Origin of the sequence: Psychrobacter sp. LV10R520-6 (assembly GCF_900182925.1) — a bacterium.
Taxonomy (GTDB): Bacteria; Pseudomonadota; Gammaproteobacteria; order Pseudomonadales; family Moraxellaceae; genus Psychrobacter.
On sequence record NZ_LT900024.1, the window covers coordinates 2,356,755 to 2,379,968 of the forward strand.

Genomic DNA, 23,214 nt, shown 5'->3' on the forward strand with positions numbered 1-23,214 from the left:
GCTAATATTCACTTTTTTATTTTAAACACTTATTGATAGGATCTCTCTATGACAGATTATGACCGCATCACCTCTAACCCGCATTTTGATATGCTAATGAGTGCGCACGACACCACGCAAAGTGCTCAGAACACCCAAGGCGCATTGGTTCCAATGGTGGTTGAACAATCGGCGCGCGGTGAACGCTCGTTTGATATTTTTTCACGCCTATTACGTGAGCGCGTTATCTTTTTGACGGGTCAAGTCGAAGATCATATGGCCAACCTTATTGTAGCGCAGCTGCTGTTCTTAGAAGCCGAAAACCCTGATAAAGACATTCATTTATATATTAACTCGCCAGGCGGTTCCGTCAGTGCAGGTTTGGCCATTTTTGATACCATGAACTTTATTAAGCCTGAAGTGTCTACTATTTGTATGGGCGGTGCTTATAGCATGGGTTCGTTCCTTTTGGCCGCTGGTCAACGAGGCAAACGTTATGCATTGGCTAACGCTCGCGTGATGATTCACCAACCTTCAGGTGGTGCTCAAGGTCAGGCAACCGATATCGAAATTAATGCTCGTGAAATTTTAAAAACTCGTGCTCGCTTAAATGAAATTTTGGCTGAGCGTACTGGTCAACCGGTAGAGAAAATTGAAAAAGACGTCGAGCGTGATTTTTGGTTAGATGCTAAAGAAGCAAAAGAATATGGTCTGATCGATGAAGTATTAGAGCATCGTCCTACGTCTTTATAAGTGCTGTTTATAAGCACTTTTTATGAGCACGATGCGTCTTAGTACTAACATGAGTCGTTAGAATATTTGTAAGTTTTAAATTTTAGGAGTGCCTTCGTATGGCAGAAGATAAAACACCGCAGTGCTCGTTTTGCGGCAAAGCCAAAAGTGACGTCAAACAGCTAATCGCTGCTGACGATGCCAATATCTGTAATGAATGTATTGAACTATGTACTGACCTCATTGCAGATAGTGCCGACAGTGACGATGATTCTGAAGGCAAGCTTGATACCTCTTGGGTCAATAAAAAATTGCCGACCCCTAAGGAGTTACGCGCCCAATTAGATGAATATGTTATTGGACAAGACGGTGCTAAAAAAGCCCTATCGGTTGCCGTTTATAACCATTACAAGCGTTTAAAAGTCAGCCAGACCTTAGCTAATGACAGCAAAAAATCTAAGATTGGCGCTGATGAGGCAATGGTTGAATTAGCGAAAAGTAATATCTTGCTTATCGGACCGACAGGTTCTGGTAAAACGTTACTAGCGCAGACCTTAGCGCGCTTGCTAGATGTGCCTTTTGCCATGGCTGATGCCACTACCTTGACTGAAGCTGGTTATGTCGGCGAAGACGTTGAGAACATTGTGCAAAAGCTGTTACAAGCTGCTGATTATGATGTGAGCAAAGCTGAGCAAGGCATCATCTATATTGATGAGATTGATAAAATCAGTAAAAAAGGCGATAACCCGTCTATTACGCGTGACGTATCCGGTGAAGGCGTTCAGCAAGCCTTGCTAAAACTCATCGAAGGTACCGTTGCGGCTATTCCACCGCATGGTGGTCGTAAGCATCCACAGCAAGAGCTGATCCAAGTCGATACCAGCAATATTTTGATTATTGTTGGCGGTGCGTTTGGCGGACTTGATAAAGTTATCCAACAGCGTACTGAAAAAACCGGCATTGGCTTCAACGCTGACGTTAGCTCAAAGGACGACAGTGCCCGGAGCTCAGACTTACTGCAACAAGTCGAGCCTGAAGATTTGATTAAGTTTGGTCTTATCCCTGAGCTAATCGGTCGTCTGCCGGTTCTTGCGGCTCTAAGAGAGCTAGATGAGGAAGCGTTAGTACAGATATTGACTGAGCCTAAAAACGCGCTAGTGAAACAGTATAAATACCTGTTTGATATGGAAGGCGCTGATATTAGCTTTACTAAAGAGGCGCTCGACGCCATTGCAAAAAGAGCCATGGCGCGTAAAACGGGTGCTCGTGGTCTGCGTTCTATCGTTGAAAATGCGCTGTTAGAGACTATGTATGAACTGCCTTCTATGAAGGATGCTAAAACGGTTGTCGTTGATGAGCAAGTTATCAATGAAGGCAAAACGCCTAAGATTGCTTAGTCTATCGTAAGCTCGTTCTTGAAAGCTTTTATTAAAAGCTACTATTGAAAGTTATTATTAAAACAAGCTGATTATCACTAATTGGCTTGTCTTATAAAAACGGCGTCTGGTATTAATTATGCTAAGACGCCGTTTTTATATCTGTTGTCTTCTGATTGATCATATATCCATTAGCAAAGAGCAGTCATATAATGCCCCTTATAGATAGTGACCTTTATAAACTGTCATAGACATCTATAGGCATACAAAAAGTGCTTAAACATCATTAATATATAAGCGTTTTTCTTTAATGATTAACATAATGATGATATTTTTAGCTATTTTTTATGTTTGGTGACGTGAATGGGTACTTAACTTAAGTTTTAGCACCTCTTATCTGCTAGTATTTGCTATAATTGTGTTACTAAAAAATCACAGATTAATTGCGTATTTGAGTCTGTATAAGTAGCTATAAAAGGCTGGTCATAGGGTCATATCTCTATATAGCAGCATATAAAGCGCTGCCGTTTTGTTATTACCCTAATTAATGGCTAATGACGCATTTGAACTTTTTGTAGTTATTAGCCTGAGCAATTGAGTTGAAATCCAAGCCTAGTACTGTCATTGTGACAATTAAAATATCATATAAATACGGATTTACATATTATATTTCATCATAAGGATATGCCAATTAAAACTTTTTCACCAGCCAAATCTTCCCTTCTGATGGCCACTGTATTCGCTATTAGCGCTGCTACTATTACTGGTTGTAGTAGCGAAAAAGAAACCAAAGCGATTGATCGTGTCGAAGAAGCCGAAGCACTAGCACGAGTCAAGTCACTTGAAGCCCGCGCAGAAGAGCTAAAAGGCAGTATGCCAGCAGCCACTGAAATGACTGCTACTGCAGGCGGCGCCGATGCAGCAGGTGCAAAACCAACGATTAAAATGCCGGATGAATCTACTATTCCAGATGATGAACGTGGTGCAGGAATACGCCGTGGTTTACAAATTGTCAATCATACCTATAAAGAGTTGCCAGACAACGTCGGTAATCAGCTTAATTGTACCAGCTGTCACTTAAGCAACGGCTCAGAAGCTTATGCCGCACCTTGGAATGGTCTGCCAGGCATCTTCCCTATTTACCGTTCACGTGGGGCACGGGTCAATTCGTTACAAGAACGCGTCAATGGTTGCTTTGAGCGGTCAATGGACGGTAAGGCTCTTGATCTGGGATCAGACGATATGAATGCAATTGTTTCTTATATGACATGGCTATCACAAGACATGCCCATTGGCGTCTCACCTGAAGGTCGCGGTTTTGCCAAAGTGGACAAAACTTTAGAGCCGAATCCTGATAATGGTAAAAAGCTATTTGCCGAGAAGTGTGCCGTTTGCCATGGTGCTGAAGGCGAAGGCCAATATAATGACGATGGCACTTATGTCTATCCCGCAGTTGCCGGCGATAAATCATTTAACGATGGCGCGGGCATGGCACGTACTTATACAGCTGCCAATTTCATAAAAGGTAAAATGCCATTTGGTCAAGGCAATACACTAAGTGATCAAGAAGCTGTCGATATCGCCCAATACTTTACTCATTTGCCACGCCCTGTGAAAGCAAATAAAGATAAAGATTGGCCAAACGGCGACGCTCCTAAAGACGTTCGTCGCTAAGCTTAAAAAATAATAGCGCTTAAAAAAATAATAAAGACTCAACATTGAAAAAGCCCAGCTACTTTAAATAGCTGGGCTTTTTTCTTTTATTCACGGTCATTTTTTAAGGGTTCTTAACTGAAACTTGAGAAGAAAAAGAATGAAATCTTAAGATAAATTTAACACTAAATCTATGGTAATTTCATATCACCAGCAACCAGCCATCCCAGACGGCGCATAATATGTGCCACTAGCCAAGCGATGATAGCCGGTAGTACGAACATCAATAAAATTATCGCTGTCCACAGCTGGGTGCTACTCATGATCTCCTGTGAGGCTTCAATAACGCCGAATACCCCAACCAGTCCTGCCGTACCCATACCTGCGCCCGTTGCAGTACAAGCAAGTCCAAAGCCTACGGTAGCAATTGGGCCAACAACAGCACTGGCTATGACTGCGGGCAATAAAACCAAAGGTTTTTTGAGCACATTGGGAATTTGCAGCATACTGGTACCAAGTCCCTGAGATATCACCCCACTAAAGCCGTTATCTTTAAAACTCGCCACTGCGAAGCCAATCATATGGGCCGCACAGCCGACCACAGCAGCACCGCCGGCTAAGCCGCCAAGGCCAATAGCAATACAGATTGCCGCGCTTGAAGTCGGTAAGGTCAATAAGATACCAACCACGACTGCAATCACAATACCCATCAATAGTGGCTGAAGGGTAGTCGCGGCTTGGATACCTTCACCGATAGCGTTCACAGCGGCAACGACAGGTGGATTAAGCAAGGCACAAACGGCTAATGCCACCGTGCATACTAATAACGGTACCAGTAAAATATCGAGCTTGGTTTTGCCAGCAACCCACGTCCCTGCGCGGTACGCGAAGACTACTGACAAGTACGCTCCAATCGGGTTGCCCGGTAAGGCGACGAACGTCGCAGGCCCACCCACTTGCGGTGTAAATAGTGTACCTGCCATCAGCGCCTCGGAATGAGCGCCCAACATGCCTGCCACTAAGCAACTGAGCATGACCAAGGTTGGCGCTTTTAGATAATAAGCTATGCCCACACCGATACCTGCCCCCATCAACACTGAGGCCAGCTTACCGACCGCAACTAATGCGGGTAGCTGTAACCAACCGCCAATTTGCGAGATGATAAGCCCAGCAATCAGAGTCACAAATAGCCCTAACGCCATACCGGTAAAAGCGTCAATAAAGTACTTTTGAAAAAATGCTTTGATAACGCCAGGATGGGTTATTGCGGGATCAGATACAGTCATGGGCCTACTCTTGGTTGACGTTTTAATAAAGGGGCGACATTAAATAAGCTAAACAAAATGAATCTATTAAAAAAAACGTATAAAAAAAGCGTCGTTGTGACGCTTTTTTTCGATAAATGACCTGCTACCTAACTGTAAACCTAATGGCCTAACCGTAAACCTAAAGGCGGCATGCATTAAATCTAACGGCGCTGCTCAACGATAATAGAGTCAATACCATTATTTTGCAATCGTTGCTGCGCACTGGCAACTGCTTGACGATTATTCATCGGGCGCGAAATCACCTGATAAATCGGCAAACCGTTACCCGTAGTATTTTTGACCACTTTGGCATCGACACCGGCCATTAAAACTTGAGCACGCCGACGATCTGCTTCATCAGCATTACCAAAACTGTTAATTTGTAAAATATAGGTTACTGGAGGCGCTGCCTTTTGTACACTGGCAGTACCTGTACTTGCTCCAGCATTATTAGGTCTACTTGAAGTACTGTTATTGCTGTTGCTATTGTTGCTGGCAGGCGGCGTGCCATCATAAGTAGCGTCTTCTTCGACGATAACAATATTGTTAGCATCGCTACTATTGCCAGCCGCACTATTATTGTTGTTACCGCGACTGGGCTCAATTACCGTACTTTCAGAGATACCAAAATCCCCCGTATCTTCGTTGCGATTGGCTGAATTGTTATCAGGCTGAGTGACTACTGCGTCAGGTTCGAAATCACTGATATCTCCTATCCGACTATCATCCGTCTCCCCAATATCTTCATCAGGAATAGTCGCCATCTCTTGGTTTGGTAAAATATCATAAAACTCATAATCACCGTTATCGGTATCCGTATCAACGCGCGGTTGGACTTGCCGATCGGGGTCAGATACGGTGCTATCAACGGGACTAAAATTAAACAAGGGTGAGAGGTATAAAAATACCCCAATCATAAGGGTCAAAACTGCCCCGACAAACATCCATAATAAGCCGGATACGCTACTGCCTTTGCGCTTTTCAGTGGCACCTTTGGGTTTTTTGGCTAACATGGAACGTGTTCTCCCTACCGAATGAATCTAACAGTGTTGATGAGCTGTCATTGTGTGCTGTTAATATAACTGATGTTATATTAACAAGCGCGAGACGCTTTGCGCCTTTATATATTTATACTACTGCGTTTTTGATGCTGCTGTATTTTTAAGGCTATAGATCTAACCCTACATACTAGACGGTGCTGAAAGCCCTAATAAGCTTAGACCATTGGCCAGTACTTGGCGCACCGCTTTTGATAAGCATAAGCGCGCTTGCATCATCTCAAGCTCAGCTTGGTTGGGCGTTTCACCTGAGGTTAGGCTCACCGGCAAGATACGATTGCTGTCATACCAGCCATGGAATAATGCAGCTAGTTCTTTCAAATAATTGGTCAAGATATGCGGCTCATAGCCAGTGGCTGAACGCAACAGGGTAGCAGGATAAGCGGCAAGTAACTTAATTAACTCATCCTCGCTAGGCGCGATAAGCAAGTTTTGCTGCTGCGCACCGGTAGCATCATCCACACTCAGACCACTGGCGGCCAACTTCTCTAATACACGGCAAACGCGAGCGTGAGCGTATTGAATATAATAAACCAAATTATCTTTACTTTGTGATTTGGCAAGTTCTAAGTCAAAATCAATGTGCACCTCAGGCTTACGCGCCACGTAGTAGAATCGTGCTGCATCATTGCCGACTTCATGACGTAATTCACGCAAGGTTACGAACTCACCTGTACGCGATGACATAGGTACCTTTTCATCGCCACGCCATAAGGCTACAAACTGTACTAATACTACATCTAGACGATTAGAATCAATACCAAGCGCTAATAGTGCAGCTCGGACACGCGGCACATAGCCATGATGGTCAGCGCCCCAGACGTTAACGACTTTATCAAAACCACGATCAAACTTATTCTTATGATAAGCGATATCTGAGGCGAAATAAGTGGTTTGACCATTGGCACGGCGTACGACTCTGTCTTTTTCATCACCAAAGTCAGTAGACTTAAACCAGATATTGCCGTCTTTTTCGTATAAATAGCCTTTGTCATCTAGTATCTGTAAGGCCGGTTCAATATCAGCATCGATAGTTTTTTCATGAAACCAACACTCATAACGCACGCCAAACTCATTCAAATCATCTTTGATATCGGCCAAAATACCACTTAATGCGGCATTTAAAAACAGCTCATAGCCGTCACCAAGTAATGCTTTACTATTGGCAATCAAACCATCGATATGAGCTTCTTTATCACCCGACAGCAGTACTTTTTCGCCATCAGCATTGATTTCAAATTGCGCGTCAGCGGGTACGTCTTTTGCGACTTCTACAAAGCCGTGCAGGTAGCTGTTACTGTGTTGTGTTGTTAATGTCTCTGCAATATCGCGGACATAATTGCCTTGGTAGCCGTTAACTGGAAACTGCACACTTTCGCCATTACTTTCAAGATAACGCAAATAGGTGCTAGTGGCGAGAATATCCATCTGCCGACCGGCATCATTGACATAATATTCGCGCGTGACGTCATAACCAACCGCCTCCAGCAAGTTTGACACACTCATGCCAAACGCCGCGCCGCGACCGTGACCCACATGTAAACTTGAGGTTGGATTGGCTGATACGAATTCAACTTGGACTTTTTGTCCATCAAACTGCTTACTCAAACCAAAGCGCTCTTGCTGATTGAATATATCATCTAATACCGCAAACTTAGCTTCAGCGTTTAAGAACACATTAATAAAACCGGGCCCAGCAATGTCTACTTGGCGAATATCTTTGTTATCCGGCAGTGACTGGACAATTTTTTCTGCCAACGCGCGTGGATTGGTCTTGGCAGCTTTAGCCGCGGTCATGGCAATATTACTGGCGAAATCACCGTGACTGGCATCTTTAGTACGAGTAATTTGGCTGTTGTTTTGCCAATCAGCCGGTAGCGTGCCTTCGTTTTTGAGCACTTGTACTGCATTATCAAATAATGAAGCTAATGTATCGATTTGGGCTTGTGACATAAGACTATAAACTCGGATAAATAAACAATAAAATGGGCAAGAAGAAATAGGATCAATATGCGTTGTAATCATTAAAAATGATTATCGTGATAACTCATTTTTTATTATGAAAGTGACCATCATCAAACTACTGATATTAAATACAGCCAATATTATAATGACATTAAAATACAGAAAGATAAAATAATAAGAAAAGATAAGCAACCTGTAAATATAACAACCTTTACGCTTCATTGCACCATTTGCGCCAAAAATAGCATCAAATTTTTCACATTAACTGGGTATGACCAATGGATAACTTAGCGGTCAATGTTCATTATAAGCGTCTAATGACTTGGCAGTCGGGTTGATTGTAGCGTTCCTGTTGCCTCAGGGTTGGCAGCAGTTTATAGCTTCTTGGTTACGGAGTATAATGAGGCTTTATACCCTGTCTAACGATTTATTCTATTCTACTGTTTTTACTGTTAGTTTTGACTGTGATTGGCCGCTATTTGATGCTCCTTTTTGGCGTATTTGCTGTAGAGTACGGTTATAAAAAGTAACTATAATCAACCACTCGCACAATAATTATTAGAAAATTTAGAAAATAAATCACATGATTACTTTATTTATTTAGGATAACGCCATGTTTGCGATTGCTGCCAGTACTGTTACTAGCTGGGGACTGTACGTTTTATTACCGATATTCATTACCTTCTTATTTTTCATTATTTGGGATCTCTCCAAAAAATCCGATGCGGGGCGCGCGGGTACCTTTTGGATGTTTTTAGCCCTTGGTGCTGGCTTTATAGGATTTGTACTCAAGATTCTAATAGAAGTCGCCTTTAAAAAATGGTTTATCTAAACAACATTTTTTAATGCTCATCATACGTATATCGAATCAGCTAGCGCTCTCAAACTAGAAAAAGCGTTTAGGTGAAAAATTTCAAACGCTTTAAATGACCTTACTTTTTAGCAATTAAAGTGGCACGTTTGGGCGCTGGATACCCTTCGCAAGTTTTTGTTGGGTCGTTGGGATCTAAAAAGTCTGCTAGCGAATGATAAGTCATCCAATCGGTTTTGCGCTGCTCATCAATTGAAGTCACTGCCACATCGACGCAGCGGATTTCAGAAAATCCAGCCTTTGCAAGCCAACCCATAAGCGCAGACACCGACGGTAAAAAATACACATTATTCATTTGCGCATAACGGTCATGCGGTACCAACACGGTATTAGCATCACCGTCTATCACCAAGGTCTCCAGTACCAACTCACCCCCTTTTACCAGCTGCCCCTTAAGCTGTTGTAAGTGTTCAAAGGGTGATTGACGATGATACAGTACGCCCATACTAAATACCGTATCGAACAGTTGGCTATGTTCAGGTAAAGCCTCAAGTGGTACTGGAATATAATGGGTGCGGTAGTCATCAGCGGTTCCTATGAAGTGCCGAATCGCCATAAACTGATGATAGAACAAACATGACGGGTCAACGATTATCACACAATCCGCGCCTGCCCCTGCCATACGCCAACCGTGGTAGCCAGAACCGCCACCAACATCTAATACCCGTCGGCCTTTTAAGTTACCCAAATGCGGCGCCACTCGTTGCCACTTCCAGTCACTGCGCCATTCAGTATCAATTTCTATTGGCTCGCCTTCGCTACTACCAATCTGACTGCTTCCAATTTGAAAAGGTCCTTTGCGCCACGGCATCATTTGCTGCAATAAGGCAATGGTTTGCTTACGTTCAGAATCACTAAGCGTGGCTTCAATCGTCAGTGTGCCACTATCTAAAGCCACATTATCAACCGATATATTAGGTAAACGTGCTACGGCGGCTTGATAGGCAGGCGCATGGGCATAGTTACGCTTGTCTTTAATTTGATTCAACCATTCAGGCAATAGCGATAACCACTTATAAGCGCTCGGCTGCTGCTGAACTAGCGCTAATAAAGTTAGATACAGTTCGCGTTCGGCGTGAATAATAGTGTCATTGGTCATGAAAGCAATTACCGTGATTGTTGGGAAATAAAAATAGGATGAAAATAGGCTTTTTGAATAAGCAACGTTATTTAAAGGCCACAATAGAGACAAAGTTTAAAAACTGAAACCAGGTAAGATGACGCTCAAAGCCAACCTTGCTCAAACGCGCATGATGTTCATCTAAGGTATCGGTAATCAACACGTTCTCTAAAGCATTACGCTTACCGCTAATTTCCATCTCGGTATAACCATTGGCGCGCTTAAAGTCGTAATAGCGCTCAACCAACCAAGCATCAGATTGCTCATCAAAAGCATGGGTCTTTTCGGTCAATACCAAAATACCACCTTCACTTAATGCAGCATAAATTTTACTCAGTACTGCCACTCGATCTGCTGCCGGTAAAAACTGTAACGTTAAGTTCAAAATCACCATATCACAAGGTTCAAGCTCAATATCTCTGATATCAGCCGTGACAACTTCAATATCATGCTCGGGATAATTGTCACTGAGTACCGTACGTGCCTCGGTAGTCATTGCTGGTGAAATATCCACTGCTTTAATTTGTAAATCATGCGGCGCAAACTCGCCAGCCAGAGCCATACTTGCTCCACCAAGAGAACAGCCCAAATCATAAATACGGCTGACCCTTTGACCACTCTCACTTTGTTGGCGGTACTTACCATGTCGCCGTGCAAATATAGGCAGCATCGCTAGTACTTGACCATAGCCCGGTACGCTGCGCCGAATCATATCCGGAAAACAGGCAACGACTTGCTCATCGAAAGAGAAACGTGCGGCCTTATCCAGTGGCGTGGTAAACAAAGTGTCATGTTGAACAATATCGTGCTTAACAGTATCGTTCTGAATGGCAGCAGATGATGGCAATGAAGTGGAATGACTCATGAGATGGCTCGTCTTTTAATAGCGCGTTTTTTGATAGTAGTAAAACTGAGGTTAGCAATTATTTAATGGCTGACCTTTGTATTTTTGAAGTTATATGCTTAGCAAAAGCCTATTATAACATTACTGTTTGTTACTAATAGCCAGCTTCCTGACTGATAAGCTGAATACATCATATTAAAAACCAATCTATTTTTAATCGCTGATGTTTATAACCGTTCATATTTATAACAACAGGATAATTTTATGCAAAATATTATATTAGGTGGTGGCTGTTTTTGGTGCACCGAATCGGTATTTTTAGCTCTTAAAGGCGTAGAATCGGTAGTCTCAGGCTATATGGGCGGCGAAGCTCCTACTGCTAACTACCAAGCCGTATGTAACGGTGATACTGGGCACGTTGAAGTAATTAATATTACCTTTGATGAGTCTGTCTTACCGCTAGAAGTACTATTGGATGTTTTTTTTGGCACTCATGATCCTACTACCAAAGACCGTCAAGGTAACGATGTTGGTAGCCAATACCGCAGTGTGGTTTATTATACGGATGAAGATCAAAAGCCAACCGTTGATCGTACTATTAATAAACTACGTGATATGGGCGTTGACATCGTCACTGAAGTGCATCCAGCCGTTGAATTTTATGTTGCTGAAGACGATCATCAGGATTTCTTCAATAGAAACCCAGGACAAGCCTATTGCAACTTTGCGATTCCACCAAAACTTGCTAAACTTCGTAAAGAATTTAGTAAATATATGGTTGGCTAAAGCACAGATTGAGTCAAAAATTAATTATGAAAACTTAACTTTTACGCTTACATTTAGTAAAGAGCCAAGTGTTGATACGCTTGGCTCTTTTGTTTAGTTTGATGTTTGCGCTAAGCTCATATAGTGAAAGCCGTTAACGCTTAGTGGAGTTCATTATCAAAATTTTAATAAAGAATAGAATCAATAAAAATTACTACTAGTAAAAACTATCAACTGTAAAGGCCCTAACAATGAACCCTGAATTCTGGCAAGCACGGTGGCAAGACAAGCGGACTGGTTTTAATCAGCCTGAAGTGAATCCGTTACTAACTAAATATCTTACGGCTTTAAACTTGCCAAGCGGTAGCAGAGTATTTGTCCCCTTATGTGGTAAATCAATCGATATGATATGGCTAGCAAGCCAAGGTTATGACGTAGTTGGGGTCGAATTGGTTGAATCAGCCGTTCAAGCATTCTTTACTGAAAATGACATCTCGCCCAAGGTAACAGAGCATACTAATAGTCCAAACAACAAATGCTATCAAGGTCAGATTTTAGGTCAGACCATTGAGTTATGGGCTGCCGATCTCTTTGCATTAACGCCCGAAAACCTTGGTCAAATTGATGCGGTTTATGATAGAGCGGCATTGATTGCCTTACCAGCCGAAATGCGCCTAAAGTATAGCGAACAAGTGTGGCATCTGAGTAGAAATATTAGTGTTGACGTTAGTGGCAATGCACCGCAGATTTTGCTCACGCTTAATTACGATCAAAGTGAAAGGAACGGACCACCGTTTTCGATTAGTAGTGAGCAAGTCCAGCAATATTATGGCAGTCATTATAAAATCACTGAGCTTGAAGGCAAGCCGTCAATATTAAACGCAGCGCCAGAGCTGGCAGTGACTGAACATGTCTGGTTATTAAGTGAATAATTGATTGATTCAATAATAATGGAAAAATCTAATGAAAATTTTAGTTAGCCTCACAAGTTTAATCGCCTTTTTGCTGGTCGTATTAGCAGGTCCTCTTTATAAGTTTGATGTTATTGAATTAGGCACTGCATTTACAGGATTTAAGTTTGGGGTGTATGCCGGTATTGCAGCGCTTGTACTACTTGCACTGCAATTTCTATTAAGACGTAAAACGGTAACGCTGGGCAGTGCAATTATGGCGGTGGTATTTTCTGCAATTGCTATAGCAATGCCACTTAATATGATGAATAAAGCCAAAAGTGTACCGCCCATTCATGATATTTCAACCGATTTAGTCAACCCACCTGAGTTTGTGGCTATTGCCCCACTACGCGCTGATGCCCCGAATCCGGTAGCTTATGATGGCATCGAGACCGCAGAGCAACAACGTACCGCATATCCTGAGCTACAAACACTGACCTATCCGCAACCAAAAGCTGAGCTAGTAGGCGCTGTCGAACAGGCCGTCAAAAACTTAGGATGGGAATTGGTAAATACTGATTCCAATGAAGGTATCGTCGAGGCAACAGATACTACGATGTGGTTTGGTTTTAAAGACGACGTAGTGATACGTGTTAATGACCAAGGCAGTGAGCGTTTGGTCGATATTCGTAGTAAATCGCGTATTGGCGGTAGCGACTTAGGAAAAAATGCAGAACGCGTTCATGCCTTTATTAAAGAGTTGGATGCTGTGTTGGCTAAATAGTTGGTTTTGAAGAAAGTATAAATTATTAACTCCACTCTTTGTTTAGCGTTTTTAATAGACCTTTAATAACTAAACCCAGCTAAGCGGTCAATAGCAGTGTGTAATGCTTTGTCATTAAACATATTTAGCTTTCTTTTCCCCCATTTAGAACCTGCTGACCAGTCCGCTAACCCTCTCTTTATATCATCTAAATTTGGTTCATATTTTTCTTGCTGAATGAGCCAGTCAACTGTTGATAGTAACTCCATACCATAAGGCGACTCAAAGCCGTCAATTATTCGATTCACTGTATTTAAAGAATTCAGATAGTCTTTAGCTTCATATTCTAGATAGTCTTGCACTGTTTGCTTATACTGATAATTGAACCTAATAGAATTATCAAATGCTTGACTATCAGCAATACGTTTATTAGCTTGTAGATAATTTCCATCAAGACTATCAAGCAAATGTCTAAGATTGTCCGCATAAGGACCATAACGATTAGCTTGGTAGGTAAGTTTTAACGGATTATCTAATTTATCTATTAATACACTACGTTGTAGCATATATGCTAATTTTTGCACCTCAAGGTGGCTGCATTCCATACCAAGGATAAGATAGCGCCGAACCAATTCAAGTACTAGAGCTCTTGCAGGTGTTAGTTTTTTTGTGCCTACAGGTTTACGAACATTTTGGTAGTTAGTAGTTGGCTCATAAACAAGTATATTTATTTTTAAGTCGCCCATTGCCTTTTCTATTTTAGGCTTTACCTGTTGCCAATCCAATCCTCCATTACCAGCGCCTAACGGTGGTATAGCAATAGACTGTACATTGTTATCGATAATAAATTGGCGTAAATCTTGAAGCCCCTCTTCAATCCAATTCATTTGTGATTTGGCGCGCCAATGCTGCTTAGTTGGAAAGTTGATAATCCACTTCGCACCTAACAGTTCATCTGTGCTAGTAACAAACACTTTTCCTGTCTGTACCTTACCTGCCTGACATGCTTCAGCATATGCTTGCATGTTGTTCGGAAAACGATCTTTAAACATCAAAGCGATACCTTTCCCCATCACCCCTACGGTATTAACAGTATTTACCAACGCATCAACCTCAGCGTCTAATAAGTTGCCAGTAGTATAAGTAATCATGGTTGTTCTCCACTCACCTGTTACGGGTGTTATTATAACAATCTTTAACTATTTTAATGGTTTAAAAGTACCATTCGGACCGAGTAGCCACTCTGATACTAATATTATTCAAGTTCAAAATATTTTGAATATCATTGGTCACTTTGTCGCTATAACAAACAATATACTCAATTGAAGTTATTGGACAACTGTCATAAATTAGTGCTTCTGCTTGATAACGCTCCATCTTTTGCAAATCATTTATATCACGTTTAAAATCACGTTTTTGCAAAATACGCCAATCAACTTTGTCAAGGTTACTCAAATCTGAATGAAATGTCGCCAAAGCGCTATAAGCATGCATATCAGTGAATATAAAGTTGACTTGCCATTCTTGTAGCTTATGCAAACTACTGACTAAAATAATGATATCCTCATTTTTTTGATGCGGCATACCATTATAACCTGTGTATATATTATATAGCATGGGAGAAAACGGCGTAAAATAGAACGGCACATAATCATTAAGTGTACCACCATTACCGATAGGCACCTCTCTTGTATCACGCTTGTCAATTAATTCTTGATTGCCAATAGTTACCTAAGTTATGGACCTAGTAGTGCTATTTGCACATTGAATACCATGTTGCACTAGCCAAGCTAGATTATCACGATGCACAATACGCCAAACCAAAGCATTTTCTGGATTCAAGAATTCGTAAATCATAAGGCTTCATCCTCAAACACGTCTAACCAGCAAGACCAAGCTTTAAGGTTAAAATACATTATTTATTTTATTCTAATAATCATTAACCGCCCTATTCAGAGTCATATTTTACTAACGGTAGCTTTGATAACAGCCATGCTAGTTGATACAATAATTTCAAACAGTATAACAATCCCATGATAAACAATGCGACCTTTTAATATCATCAAACGACAGTAAATAATATTAGCTTTTTACCCAAATCCCTCCTAACCTCACACCGGCGTCAGCTTATAGTAACCAACTGCGTCTATACCTTTTCTTTATCATTAATATTGGTTACTCTAAACCAATCTCATCATATTGAATCTTTGATTTTATTTTCGGCCTTGCCACCACTTATGTTTATAGGATATTTTCATGCGTTTGACTCAGTTGACTACCTTTTCTCTGCTCAGTGCTGCGATTGGCTTAAGTCTAGCCAGCACTGCCCAAGCCGCCAGACCAGAAGCACCAAACTTATCCAATGCTGAGCTACAACAATGCTTAAGCACCCTCAAAAACAGCAGTCAATTTCGCGACGTATCCGATTCGACCTTTGAGCGCTATCGTCCAAGCGAGCCTGATCCTAGTGTAATCCAGTCATTGAATTATCAGCCTGAATTTCAAAAGGACGTTTGGGATTATCTATCAGCGTTAGTGGATAAAGAGCGGGTAGAAGATGGTATTCGTGCTAAGCGCCAATGGGCAGATACGCTGCGAGAAATTGAATCGCGCTATGGGGTCAAAGCCGAGCACGTACTAGGCGTGTGGGGCGTAGAGTCAAACTTTGGGCAGACGCTGGGTAAAAAACCATTATTTGAGTCATTAGCGACATTGTCATGTTTTGATCGACGTCAAAGCTACTTCCGCGGTGAGTATGCCAACGCGCTAAAAATTGTCCAAAACGGTGATATTAATCCCAGTGATATGACTGGCTCTTGGGCAGGCGCGTTTGGCCAGACGCAGTTTATGCCCGGTACTTTTTTGGACTTGGCTGTAGACTTTGATGGCGATGGCCGTCGCGACTTGGTCAATAGCGTGCCCGATGCGTTGGCCTCTACGGCAAACTTCTTAGCGAAGCGCGGTTACCGTTCAGGTGAGGCGTGGGGCTATGAGGTCCAACTCCCTAGCGGATATTGGGCAGTGTCCGATCGTAAAGATAAAAAGTCCATGAGTCACTGGCGCGATCAAGGCTTAACGCTTGCTAATGGTAGCCCACTCCCCTATGACCTCAGTAGCGCCGGACTGCTATTGCCAGCTGGTAAAGGTGGCCCTGCATTTTTAGTCGGTAAAAACTTCGATACTTTTTATTCCTATAACGCTTCAGAAAACTACGCATTGGCAATTGCTCATTTATCGGATTTGATTACTAAAGAGGACAGCAGCAAAACTGACTTTATAACAGCATGGCCAACCGATGACCCTGGTATCAGTCGCCAGCAAGCCAGAGATATTCAGCAAGCCTTATTAAATGCTGGCTATGATATTGGCGGCGTTGATGGCATTATCGGCGATAATACCCGCACGGCCATTCAGCAATATCAGACCAGCCGTAGCGTCTCCCCCGCTGATGGACGCGCAGGACAGAAATTTTATGGCTTAATCGTTGGCAGCTCTGCTCCCAGCAGCTCTCAGTATAGCAACCAGTATGGCAATCAATATGGTCAACCATCTAATAGCCAACCTTTGACTCCCGCATCTGCAGATCGCATGGGGCAACTGATTCAACAACAAACTACCTCGCCTAGCACTTACTCACCTCAATCGTCAGCTCAGCCAGCATCAGTTCAGCCATCAAGGTCTAGCAATAAACGCTATCGCCGCGTTATTGGTGCTGATGGGGTCGTGAACTTAGTACGTGTTGATGAAGGTTCTTAGTATAGGGTTCTTGATATTAGACAAATAAAAAACCACGTCAATTAGGCGTGGTTTTTTATTTTTATTAATGTATAAGAAATGAATTGGGATTTATAACCATTCAAGCCATTTAATTTAAAAGCAAATTAGACGAACGGCGGTGGATTGGGTTTGCCATTTTCGCCATCCCAGTTTTCGCGCGCTTTATCATCAAGATCTGCTGGCGTTTTTAGCTCCCACTTGCCATTTTCTTTCCAAGTCGCATCGCCCCAATCTTCTTTTTCCTTTTCATCCCAATCATTATAGGTTTTACTGGGATCAATACCACGGCGCTTCATATCCGCTACTTGCTCTTCTAGGGTATGAAACTGATCAGCGTTATGCATCATTTCTGCTTGTTTATCGATATCACTCATTAATTCGTCACGTTTAGAGTTAGTCATATTACTCTCCTCAATCAGTCAATATTTATGGTGTTTATTATTACCAGTCTACAGTAAATTAACAACTGCTGGCACGTATGCTTTGTATTACAAAACGTAGCAATGGGCACAATTTATCTATAATTGAGGCTTTACTACTCATTAGGTGCCTTTGGCTGACCTTTCTTAAATAGATTTTGGGCATAAAAGGTCAGTTTCCACATCTCTTGTGATACCCGAGTACCATAAGTCGTCAACTGAATCCAGTTTGCACCGACCAATACGCGTTGTAGTCTATTTAAATCATTTTGAGCAATTCTGCAGCGTGAGACGACATGAACATTGGGCATCTCCCGTTTAACCTCTTGGTCAGCTTTAGAGGCTATCAAGCGATTAATACAGCTTTGTAAATTATAGCTTGAAAAAGTCTCTGGGATTTTTGCTAAAGCGTGTAGTATTTCTTGCCATGTTAAGGTCATCATCCTAGTGATATCTGACAGATTACCGCCCTCATAAGCTTGGGCGCTATATTGAATAGTAAAGGTTTCTATCAATTTGAGCGGTTTGTTCAAACTGTTAGCAGTGACACTATTTTCAGAAATACTGTTTTCAGCGAGACTAATATCTCGCTGAACAGCCTTACTGGCAGATAAGGGAGAGATATACTGCGCAGTGATCCTTTGCAGGTTAGATTTTTCAGGTTTCTCACTCATCCTTACCCATCCATCCTTTACTTCATGGTTTGAGACCATATTTTCATAAGCATAGATGAGCAGTTGCTCGATATTAGTATCCATACCATAGTAATACACATGCTTTGCTTGCTGTTGAACAACACGGGTAAAGTCTTGCAATTGCCGACTAACGTCTGTGGCTTCATGATGAATCTTAATTAATATTAGTAAGGGTTTAAGCTTAGCTTTGGCACTCAGATAGCTTAGGTGCATTTGACTGACACCCATATCTTTGGCCGTGCCGTAACTGTCACCAATGATTACTAGCGTATAATCACAAGCATCAATGCACTGGCGACCGTATAACGTAGCTTGCGGTAATTTGCTAGAGACATCGTAGGTTAGAAAGGCTCGTGCTTGAAAAAATATCGCCAAACTATCTAAGACCAGCGGTTGCTCGTTGTCAGCGCATACGACATGAATATGATAACGACGATTAGGCACAATAACCCTCTAAGTTTAGACAGCAGTATCAAAAATGACATAAAAACAAGCACAAGTATCGGTTGTTGAAACCTCTAGCCTAGCATAATCTCCTCGAGATGCACGCAGTTTATTTTTATTTGCCACATCTTATATCTGGTCATCGTAGCCTATACTAACAATACCGTTGCAAACGTATCTGCGTACCCAGCAGACGCTGTATCAGCATACCAAGCTTGTCATCATATTTACTGGCATAAAAAATTAGAGGCGGCCGAATATTCGTGTTATTAACAGTCGTCCTGCTACTATCTATACCACTATGCGCACTACTAATAGGCAGTGCCAGTAGCTGGTTTTTTACCAATAGCTGCTTCACGCGTTCAGCAATTGCTTTTCCTGAGTCAACCACGTCCATAGAAAGTTGTTGTGACTCAATCTCTTGCAACAAAAACGGTTTAAAAAATGGATAGTGTGTGCAACCTAACACCAATTGATCAATGCCCTCTTGAGCAAATCCTTGCACTTGCTGGTGTAAGCGCTGGGCAGTTTCGGAGTTCTCTGGCATACCTGCCTCTACCCATGGTACCAGCTGGGGGTCAAAATATTTAGTCACTATCGTTTGGTTTGGCAGAGCAATATCAGTAATAACTTGGTTAAGTAACGTGCCATTTAAGGTCGCTTTAGTGGCTAATACCGCCACATGACCGCTTTTACTGGCCAGTATTGCAGGCTTCAATGCAGGTACTAAGCCGACGATAGGCAACTGCGGATAACAGCGCCGAGCGGTCTCCAAAGCATAAGCCGAGGCACTATTACAGGCAATGACGATCAGTTTACAGCCTTGCTGATATAACCATTCTACCGCTATTAATGTCAGCGTCTCGATCTCTTTACTATCACGATTGCCGTATGGCACATGCAAGGTATCGGCATAATAAATATAATGCTCATCGGGTAATTGCTGGGCCAAATGCAAATATACTGATAGACCACCGACTCCCGAGTCAAATAAGCCAATTGGTGCATTGCGCTCTTTATTAACCATTGCCTTATTAAAAGCGACAGTATCAAAGGCAGCCGATTGGGTTTCCACATCACTGATTATTTCATTTGCGGTAAGGCTCATAGTCAATTTACCGCCGTTATCATATACATCCTGCTATACACATATCGTCATCTGGAAGTTTCTTATTAAGTTAAGTACATTTTAGGTTCAGGTGATTGCTTCGCAATGCGTAATCAGACTGCTCAAGCAGTAAACGCCAATAGAAACATGATTATTTTTAGCATTATTTCCTACTGACACTTACCTACTAACTTTTAATAACCACTTATAATAGCTACTTGGATTTTATAACCACTTAATTAACACTTATTTTGCTTAAATCAACAGCATTAACTTGTCGGCATTGACAGTGGATAAGAGTGTCCACCGCTTTGTAAAATTAGTATGGTCTCATCATTTTGTTCTGTTAGTTCGCCAATATCGGTCAAATGATAAAACGCGTTGCGACCGATAATTGCGGTCAACCCATTTCTGATAGGCATATAAGGGCGTACTTGGGGCTCAGCCTGTGGCTTAGCTTGTAACTCAGTGTTATCCATTTGCGCTTCATTATTATTACTGTCACTAACATCAGGTTGATAAGCACGTAATATAATCGGATGCTCCTCATCCAAACGTACCACATCACCGGTAGTAGTAGTAAACTCCAGCCAGTTCATATTATCTTCAGTAACGATACCGACATTATTAATCAGTAGCGGCACATCCTCGACTTGAATTCGTAGCTTTTGTACTGGCGTTTTCAAAAAATACTCAGTAACGCCGTCTTGCTCTTCTTTCCATAGGATAGAAGCGAATAAATTTACTAATGACTCGCGGGTCATATGCCCACCCTCGTGCCACCATTCACCGTTGGCTTTAATTACCAAATCCATATCGATGACTTGCTCAGGATGCCATTTTTCTAATGGCGGTATCGCACGCCCCTGCCGTGTTCCTGCCTCGAACTTTAGATATTGGCTTAGCGAATCCAAACTATTTAGATCGGACGTCACTTCCTGCGGGGTCTCAGAACTATTCATGGTATTATCAATCGTGTTGTTGGTATCCTTGGTCATCACACACTCTCCTAACTATTAGTCAAAGTTTGGCGTATCCAGTATTACTATTAATTTTAGTTTCGGGTATGATAAAACAACATCGTCATTATAGACCCGTCATATGAATCTTACTTTAACACTGATACCTATAAATGCGTATCGTGTTTGTAGGACTTTTCTTTTATAATGAGTAACGGTTTTTTATTAAAATGGTCACATGGGTGTAGTTTTAATTGTCCTTTTACGTTATGGGTTGCTGTGATTACATATGATAACTTTCGCATATGCCAGTCTTCAATAGTAACCTTGTTGATTGATGCCGCAAAGACAGTTTTTATCGAGCAGCCATATGTCTGAGGTAAGTTAGCGTCGCAAGCTTTATTATTCAATTGTTATGCTAATGACGCCCTGAGATAAGCCACTAAAAGTTTAGGAGTAGGTATGCAAGAGCAAGACAAGAAAACGCCAGTCGTTGATACTGATATCGTCAACACTGATTTGCCAACAACGGTAGAGCCAACAGATTCAGACACACCAGAGTTGACTACAGAGGTCCCAGCCGAAACTATTGCGGTTGAGAATACAGAGCTTAAAGAAGCAAATCTTGATACCGTAGCTGTTGATGAAGCAGTCGCTATCGATGAAGAATCTATCGAAAAAGCACCTATTGAAGAAGAAGCTATCGAAGAGGTAGCCGTTGATGAAAAGGGTGCTAAAAAAGAACCTGCTGAAGAAAAAGTAATCGAAAAAATAGCGGTTGAAAAAATACCTGAGCCCATTGCCCCAGAACCTGAGATTGAGCGTGAGTCGATGGAATTTGACGTTATTGTAGTCGGCGGTGGTCCTGCCGGTTTATCTGCGGCTATTCGTCTGCGCCAGTTGGCTATTGAAGCGGGCAACGACGAGTTTATGGTCTGTGTGGTCGAAAAAGGCGCTGAGTTTGGTGGTCATATTTTATCCGGTGCCGTTATTGAACCGCGTGCTTTAAATGAGTTGATTCCTGATTGGAAAGCTAAAGGCGCGCCATTAAATGTGCCAGCGATTGAAGATCGCGTGTATATGTTGGGGTCAGCGACTAAGAGCACTAAGCTTATCGACTCAGTTATTCCAGCCAGTATGCACAACGAAGGCAATTATATTGTTTCATTGGCTAACGTTGTTCGTTGGTTAGCAGAGCAAGCCGAAGAATTAGAAGTGATGATGTTCCCAGGTTTCCCTGCTGCGGACATCTTATATAACGATGACGGCTCAGTAAGGGGCATATTGACTGGCGATATGGGTGTCGCAGCAAATGGTGATGCCAAGGCTAGCTTTGAGCCAGGTTATGAATTATTAGCTAAATATACTATTTTTGCCGAAGGCTCTCGTGGTCACTTGGGCAAACGCTTAATTAGCCGCTTTAATCTTGATAAGGATTGTGATCCTCAGCATTATGGCATTGGTCTCAAAGAATTGTGGGACATCGAGCCTGAGAAACATGAGGAAGGCGTCGTTATGCACGGCTCAGGCTGGCCGTTAACCGATACGGGCTCTTCTGGCGGCTGGTGGTTGTACTTCGCTGAAAACAACCAAGTTAGCTTTGGTATAGTCATCGATTTATCTTACTCCAATCCTTATATGTCACCGTTTGATGAGTTACAGCGCCTAAAATTACATCCGCTTATTCGTAATATTTTAGAAGGCGGCAAACGTATTTCTTATGGCGCACGTTCACTCACCAAAGGTGGTCTCAACTCTTTACCAAAATTCACCTTCCCAGGTGGCGTATTGGTAGGCGACGACGCTGGATTTTTAAACTCTGCCAAGATTAAAGGTACGCATACCTCGATGAAGTCAGGTATGCTCGCAGCTGAAGCTATCTTTGAAGCGTTGCAAGCTGAACGTCAGCATGACGAAGTAATTGCCTATAGCACTATGTATAAAGAATCATGGTTGTATCAGGATAATTATGAAGGGCGTAACTTTTCTCCAGCCATGCATCGCATGGGTCAATGGATGGGCGGCGCCTTTAACTTCATTGAACAAAACTTACTAGGCGGGAAAATGCCGCTGACTATCCATGATAACCTACGGGATTATGACCAGTTAGAACGTGCTGACCATGCCTATCAGCCAGAATATCCTAAGCCTGATGGTAAACTGATATTTGATAAATCATCATCAGTATTTATTTCTAATACCAACCATACTGAAAACCAACCAAAGCATTTAAAATTAACCGATCCTACCGTGCCTATTTCTATGAACTTGCCGTTATATGCTGAGCCAGCACGTTTGTATTGTCCAGTTGGGGTTTATGAAGTGATCAAAGATGCTGAAGGTGCACATTTTGTGATCAATGCGCAAAACTGTATCCATTGCAAAACCTGTGATATTAAAGATCCGTCACAAAACATCACTTGGGTAACTCCCGAAGGTGGTGGCGGTCCTAACTATCCAAACATGTAAATTATAATGACTCTATA

20 protein-coding genes are annotated in these 23,214 nt (G+C 42.1%); 9 read left to right on the forward strand and 11 right to left on the reverse strand.

Going from position 1 to position 23,214, the window contains the following annotated elements; genetic code table 11:
- Nucleotides 1-48 precede the first annotated feature (48 nt).
- The 3 genes from clpP (at nt 49) to U1P77_RS09765 (ending at nt 3,761) form a co-directional block, all read left to right on the forward strand.
- Entirely contained in the window at nt 49-732 is a 684-nt protein-coding gene (gene clpP, locus U1P77_RS09755) for an ATP-dependent Clp endopeptidase proteolytic subunit ClpP (RefSeq protein ID WP_413786405.1), read from the forward strand.
- 98 nt (nt 733-830) lie between these two features.
- Nucleotides 831-2,108, forward strand: a complete 1,278-nt coding sequence (gene clpX, locus U1P77_RS09760; RefSeq protein ID WP_321154824.1) for an ATP-dependent protease ATP-binding subunit ClpX — start codon at nt 831-833, stop codon at nt 2,106-2,108.
- Nucleotides 2,109-2,771: 663 nt separating this feature from the next.
- The gene (locus U1P77_RS09765) at nt 2,772-3,761 is read left to right on the forward strand and encodes a c-type cytochrome (protein ID WP_321154825.1); all 990 of its coding nucleotides are present in this window, start codon (nt 2,772-2,774) and stop codon (nt 3,759-3,761) included.
- A 170-nt stretch (nt 3,762-3,931) separates the two neighbouring features.
- Here the strand turns inward: U1P77_RS09765 and U1P77_RS09770 are convergent, their stop codons facing one another.
- The 3 genes from U1P77_RS09770 to argS form a co-directional block, all read right to left on the reverse strand.
- Nucleotides 3,932-5,026: a PTS sugar transporter subunit IIC gene (locus U1P77_RS09770; protein WP_321154826.1), complete on the reverse strand. Its 1,095-nt coding sequence runs from the start codon at nt 5,024-5,026 to the stop codon at nt 3,932-3,934.
- A 182-nt stretch (nt 5,027-5,208) separates the two neighbouring features.
- A complete protein-coding gene (locus U1P77_RS09775; RefSeq protein WP_321154827.1) occupies nt 5,209-6,060 on the reverse strand; it encodes an SPOR domain-containing protein in 852 nt (283 codons plus the stop codon).
- A 168-nt stretch (nt 6,061-6,228) separates the two neighbouring features.
- A complete protein-coding gene (argS, locus tag U1P77_RS09780; RefSeq protein WP_321154828.1) occupies nt 6,229-8,058 on the reverse strand; it encodes an arginine--tRNA ligase in 1,830 nt (609 codons plus the stop codon).
- Between the two features lie 625 nt (nt 8,059-8,683).
- Here argS and U1P77_RS09785 point away from each other — a divergent pair.
- A complete protein-coding gene (locus tag U1P77_RS09785; RefSeq protein WP_321154829.1) occupies nt 8,684-8,902 on the forward strand; it encodes a DUF2788 domain-containing protein in 219 nt (72 codons plus the stop codon).
- 100 nt (nt 8,903-9,002) lie between these two features.
- Here the strand turns inward: U1P77_RS09785 and cmoB are convergent, their stop codons facing one another.
- Complete coding sequence (cmoB, locus tag U1P77_RS09790; protein WP_321154830.1) at nt 9,003-10,040, reverse strand: tRNA 5-methoxyuridine(34)/uridine 5-oxyacetic acid(34) synthase CmoB; 1,038 nt, start codon at nt 10,038-10,040, stop codon at nt 9,003-9,005.
- Nucleotides 10,041-10,107: 67 nt separating this feature from the next.
- Nucleotides 10,108-10,926 carry a carboxy-S-adenosyl-L-methionine synthase CmoA gene (cmoA, locus tag U1P77_RS09795; RefSeq protein ID WP_321154831.1) on the reverse strand — a complete coding sequence of 273 codons (819 nt, stop codon included), beginning with the start codon at nt 10,924-10,926 and terminating at the stop codon, nt 10,108-10,110.
- Nucleotides 10,927-11,169: 243 nt separating this feature from the next.
- Between cmoA and msrA the strand changes: the two genes are divergently transcribed.
- From msrA to U1P77_RS09810, 3 genes are all read left to right on the forward strand, one after another.
- The gene (gene msrA / locus U1P77_RS09800; RefSeq protein WP_321154832.1) at nt 11,170-11,691 is read left to right on the forward strand and encodes a peptide-methionine (S)-S-oxide reductase MsrA; all 522 of its coding nucleotides are present in this window, start codon (nt 11,170-11,172) and stop codon (nt 11,689-11,691) included.
- A gap of 230 nt (nt 11,692-11,921) precedes the next feature.
- The gene (gene tmpT / locus U1P77_RS09805; protein WP_321154833.1) at nt 11,922-12,602 is read left to right on the forward strand and encodes a thiopurine S-methyltransferase; all 681 of its coding nucleotides are present in this window, start codon (nt 11,922-11,924) and stop codon (nt 12,600-12,602) included.
- A 31-nt stretch (nt 12,603-12,633) separates the two neighbouring features.
- Nucleotides 12,634-13,347, forward strand: coding sequence for a DUF1499 domain-containing protein (locus U1P77_RS09810; RefSeq protein ID WP_321154834.1), 714 nt, complete (start codon nt 12,634-12,636; stop codon nt 13,345-13,347).
- A 62-nt stretch (nt 13,348-13,409) separates the two neighbouring features.
- On the opposite strand, the gene U1P77_RS09815 is transcribed toward U1P77_RS09810, so the two are convergent.
- Both U1P77_RS09815 and U1P77_RS09820 read right to left on the reverse strand, forming a co-directional pair.
- Nucleotides 13,410-14,477: a type II toxin-antitoxin system antitoxin DNA ADP-ribosyl glycohydrolase DarG gene (locus U1P77_RS09815; RefSeq protein WP_321154835.1), complete on the reverse strand. Its 1,068-nt coding sequence runs from the start codon at nt 14,475-14,477 to the stop codon at nt 13,410-13,412.
- A 61-nt stretch (nt 14,478-14,538) separates the two neighbouring features.
- Nucleotides 14,539-15,051 carry a type II toxin-antitoxin system toxin DNA ADP-ribosyl transferase DarT gene (locus tag U1P77_RS09820; protein ID WP_321156670.1) on the reverse strand — a complete coding sequence of 171 codons (513 nt, stop codon included), beginning with the start codon at nt 15,049-15,051 and terminating at the stop codon, nt 14,539-14,541.
- Between the two features lie 531 nt (nt 15,052-15,582).
- Here U1P77_RS09820 and U1P77_RS09825 point away from each other — a divergent pair.
- Complete coding sequence (locus U1P77_RS09825) at nt 15,583-17,082, forward strand: lytic murein transglycosylase (RefSeq protein ID WP_321154836.1); 1,500 nt, start codon at nt 15,583-15,585, stop codon at nt 17,080-17,082.
- Between the two features lie 125 nt (nt 17,083-17,207).
- On the opposite strand, the gene U1P77_RS09830 is transcribed toward U1P77_RS09825, so the two are convergent.
- From U1P77_RS09830 to U1P77_RS09845, 4 genes are all read right to left on the reverse strand, one after another.
- Nucleotides 17,208-17,504, reverse strand: a complete 297-nt coding sequence (locus U1P77_RS09830; RefSeq protein ID WP_321154837.1) for a hypothetical protein — start codon at nt 17,502-17,504, stop codon at nt 17,208-17,210.
- A 134-nt stretch (nt 17,505-17,638) separates the two neighbouring features.
- Nucleotides 17,639-18,661, reverse strand: coding sequence for a DUF4062 domain-containing protein (locus U1P77_RS09835; protein WP_321154838.1), 1,023 nt, complete (start codon nt 18,659-18,661; stop codon nt 17,639-17,641).
- 154 nt (nt 18,662-18,815) lie between these two features.
- Nucleotides 18,816-19,688, reverse strand: a complete 873-nt coding sequence (gene murI / locus U1P77_RS09840) for a glutamate racemase (RefSeq protein ID WP_414479087.1) — start codon at nt 19,686-19,688, stop codon at nt 18,816-18,818.
- Nucleotides 19,689-20,038: 350 nt separating this feature from the next.
- On the reverse strand, nt 20,039-20,767 hold the full coding sequence (locus tag U1P77_RS09845) for a DUF1285 domain-containing protein (protein WP_321154840.1): 729 nt from the start codon (nt 20,765-20,767) through the stop codon (nt 20,039-20,041).
- A 792-nt stretch (nt 20,768-21,559) separates the two neighbouring features.
- Here U1P77_RS09845 and U1P77_RS09850 point away from each other — a divergent pair.
- Entirely contained in the window at nt 21,560-23,197 is a 1,638-nt protein-coding gene (locus U1P77_RS09850; RefSeq protein ID WP_321156671.1) for an electron transfer flavoprotein-ubiquinone oxidoreductase, read from the forward strand.
- Nucleotides 23,198-23,214: the final 17 nt, after the last annotated feature.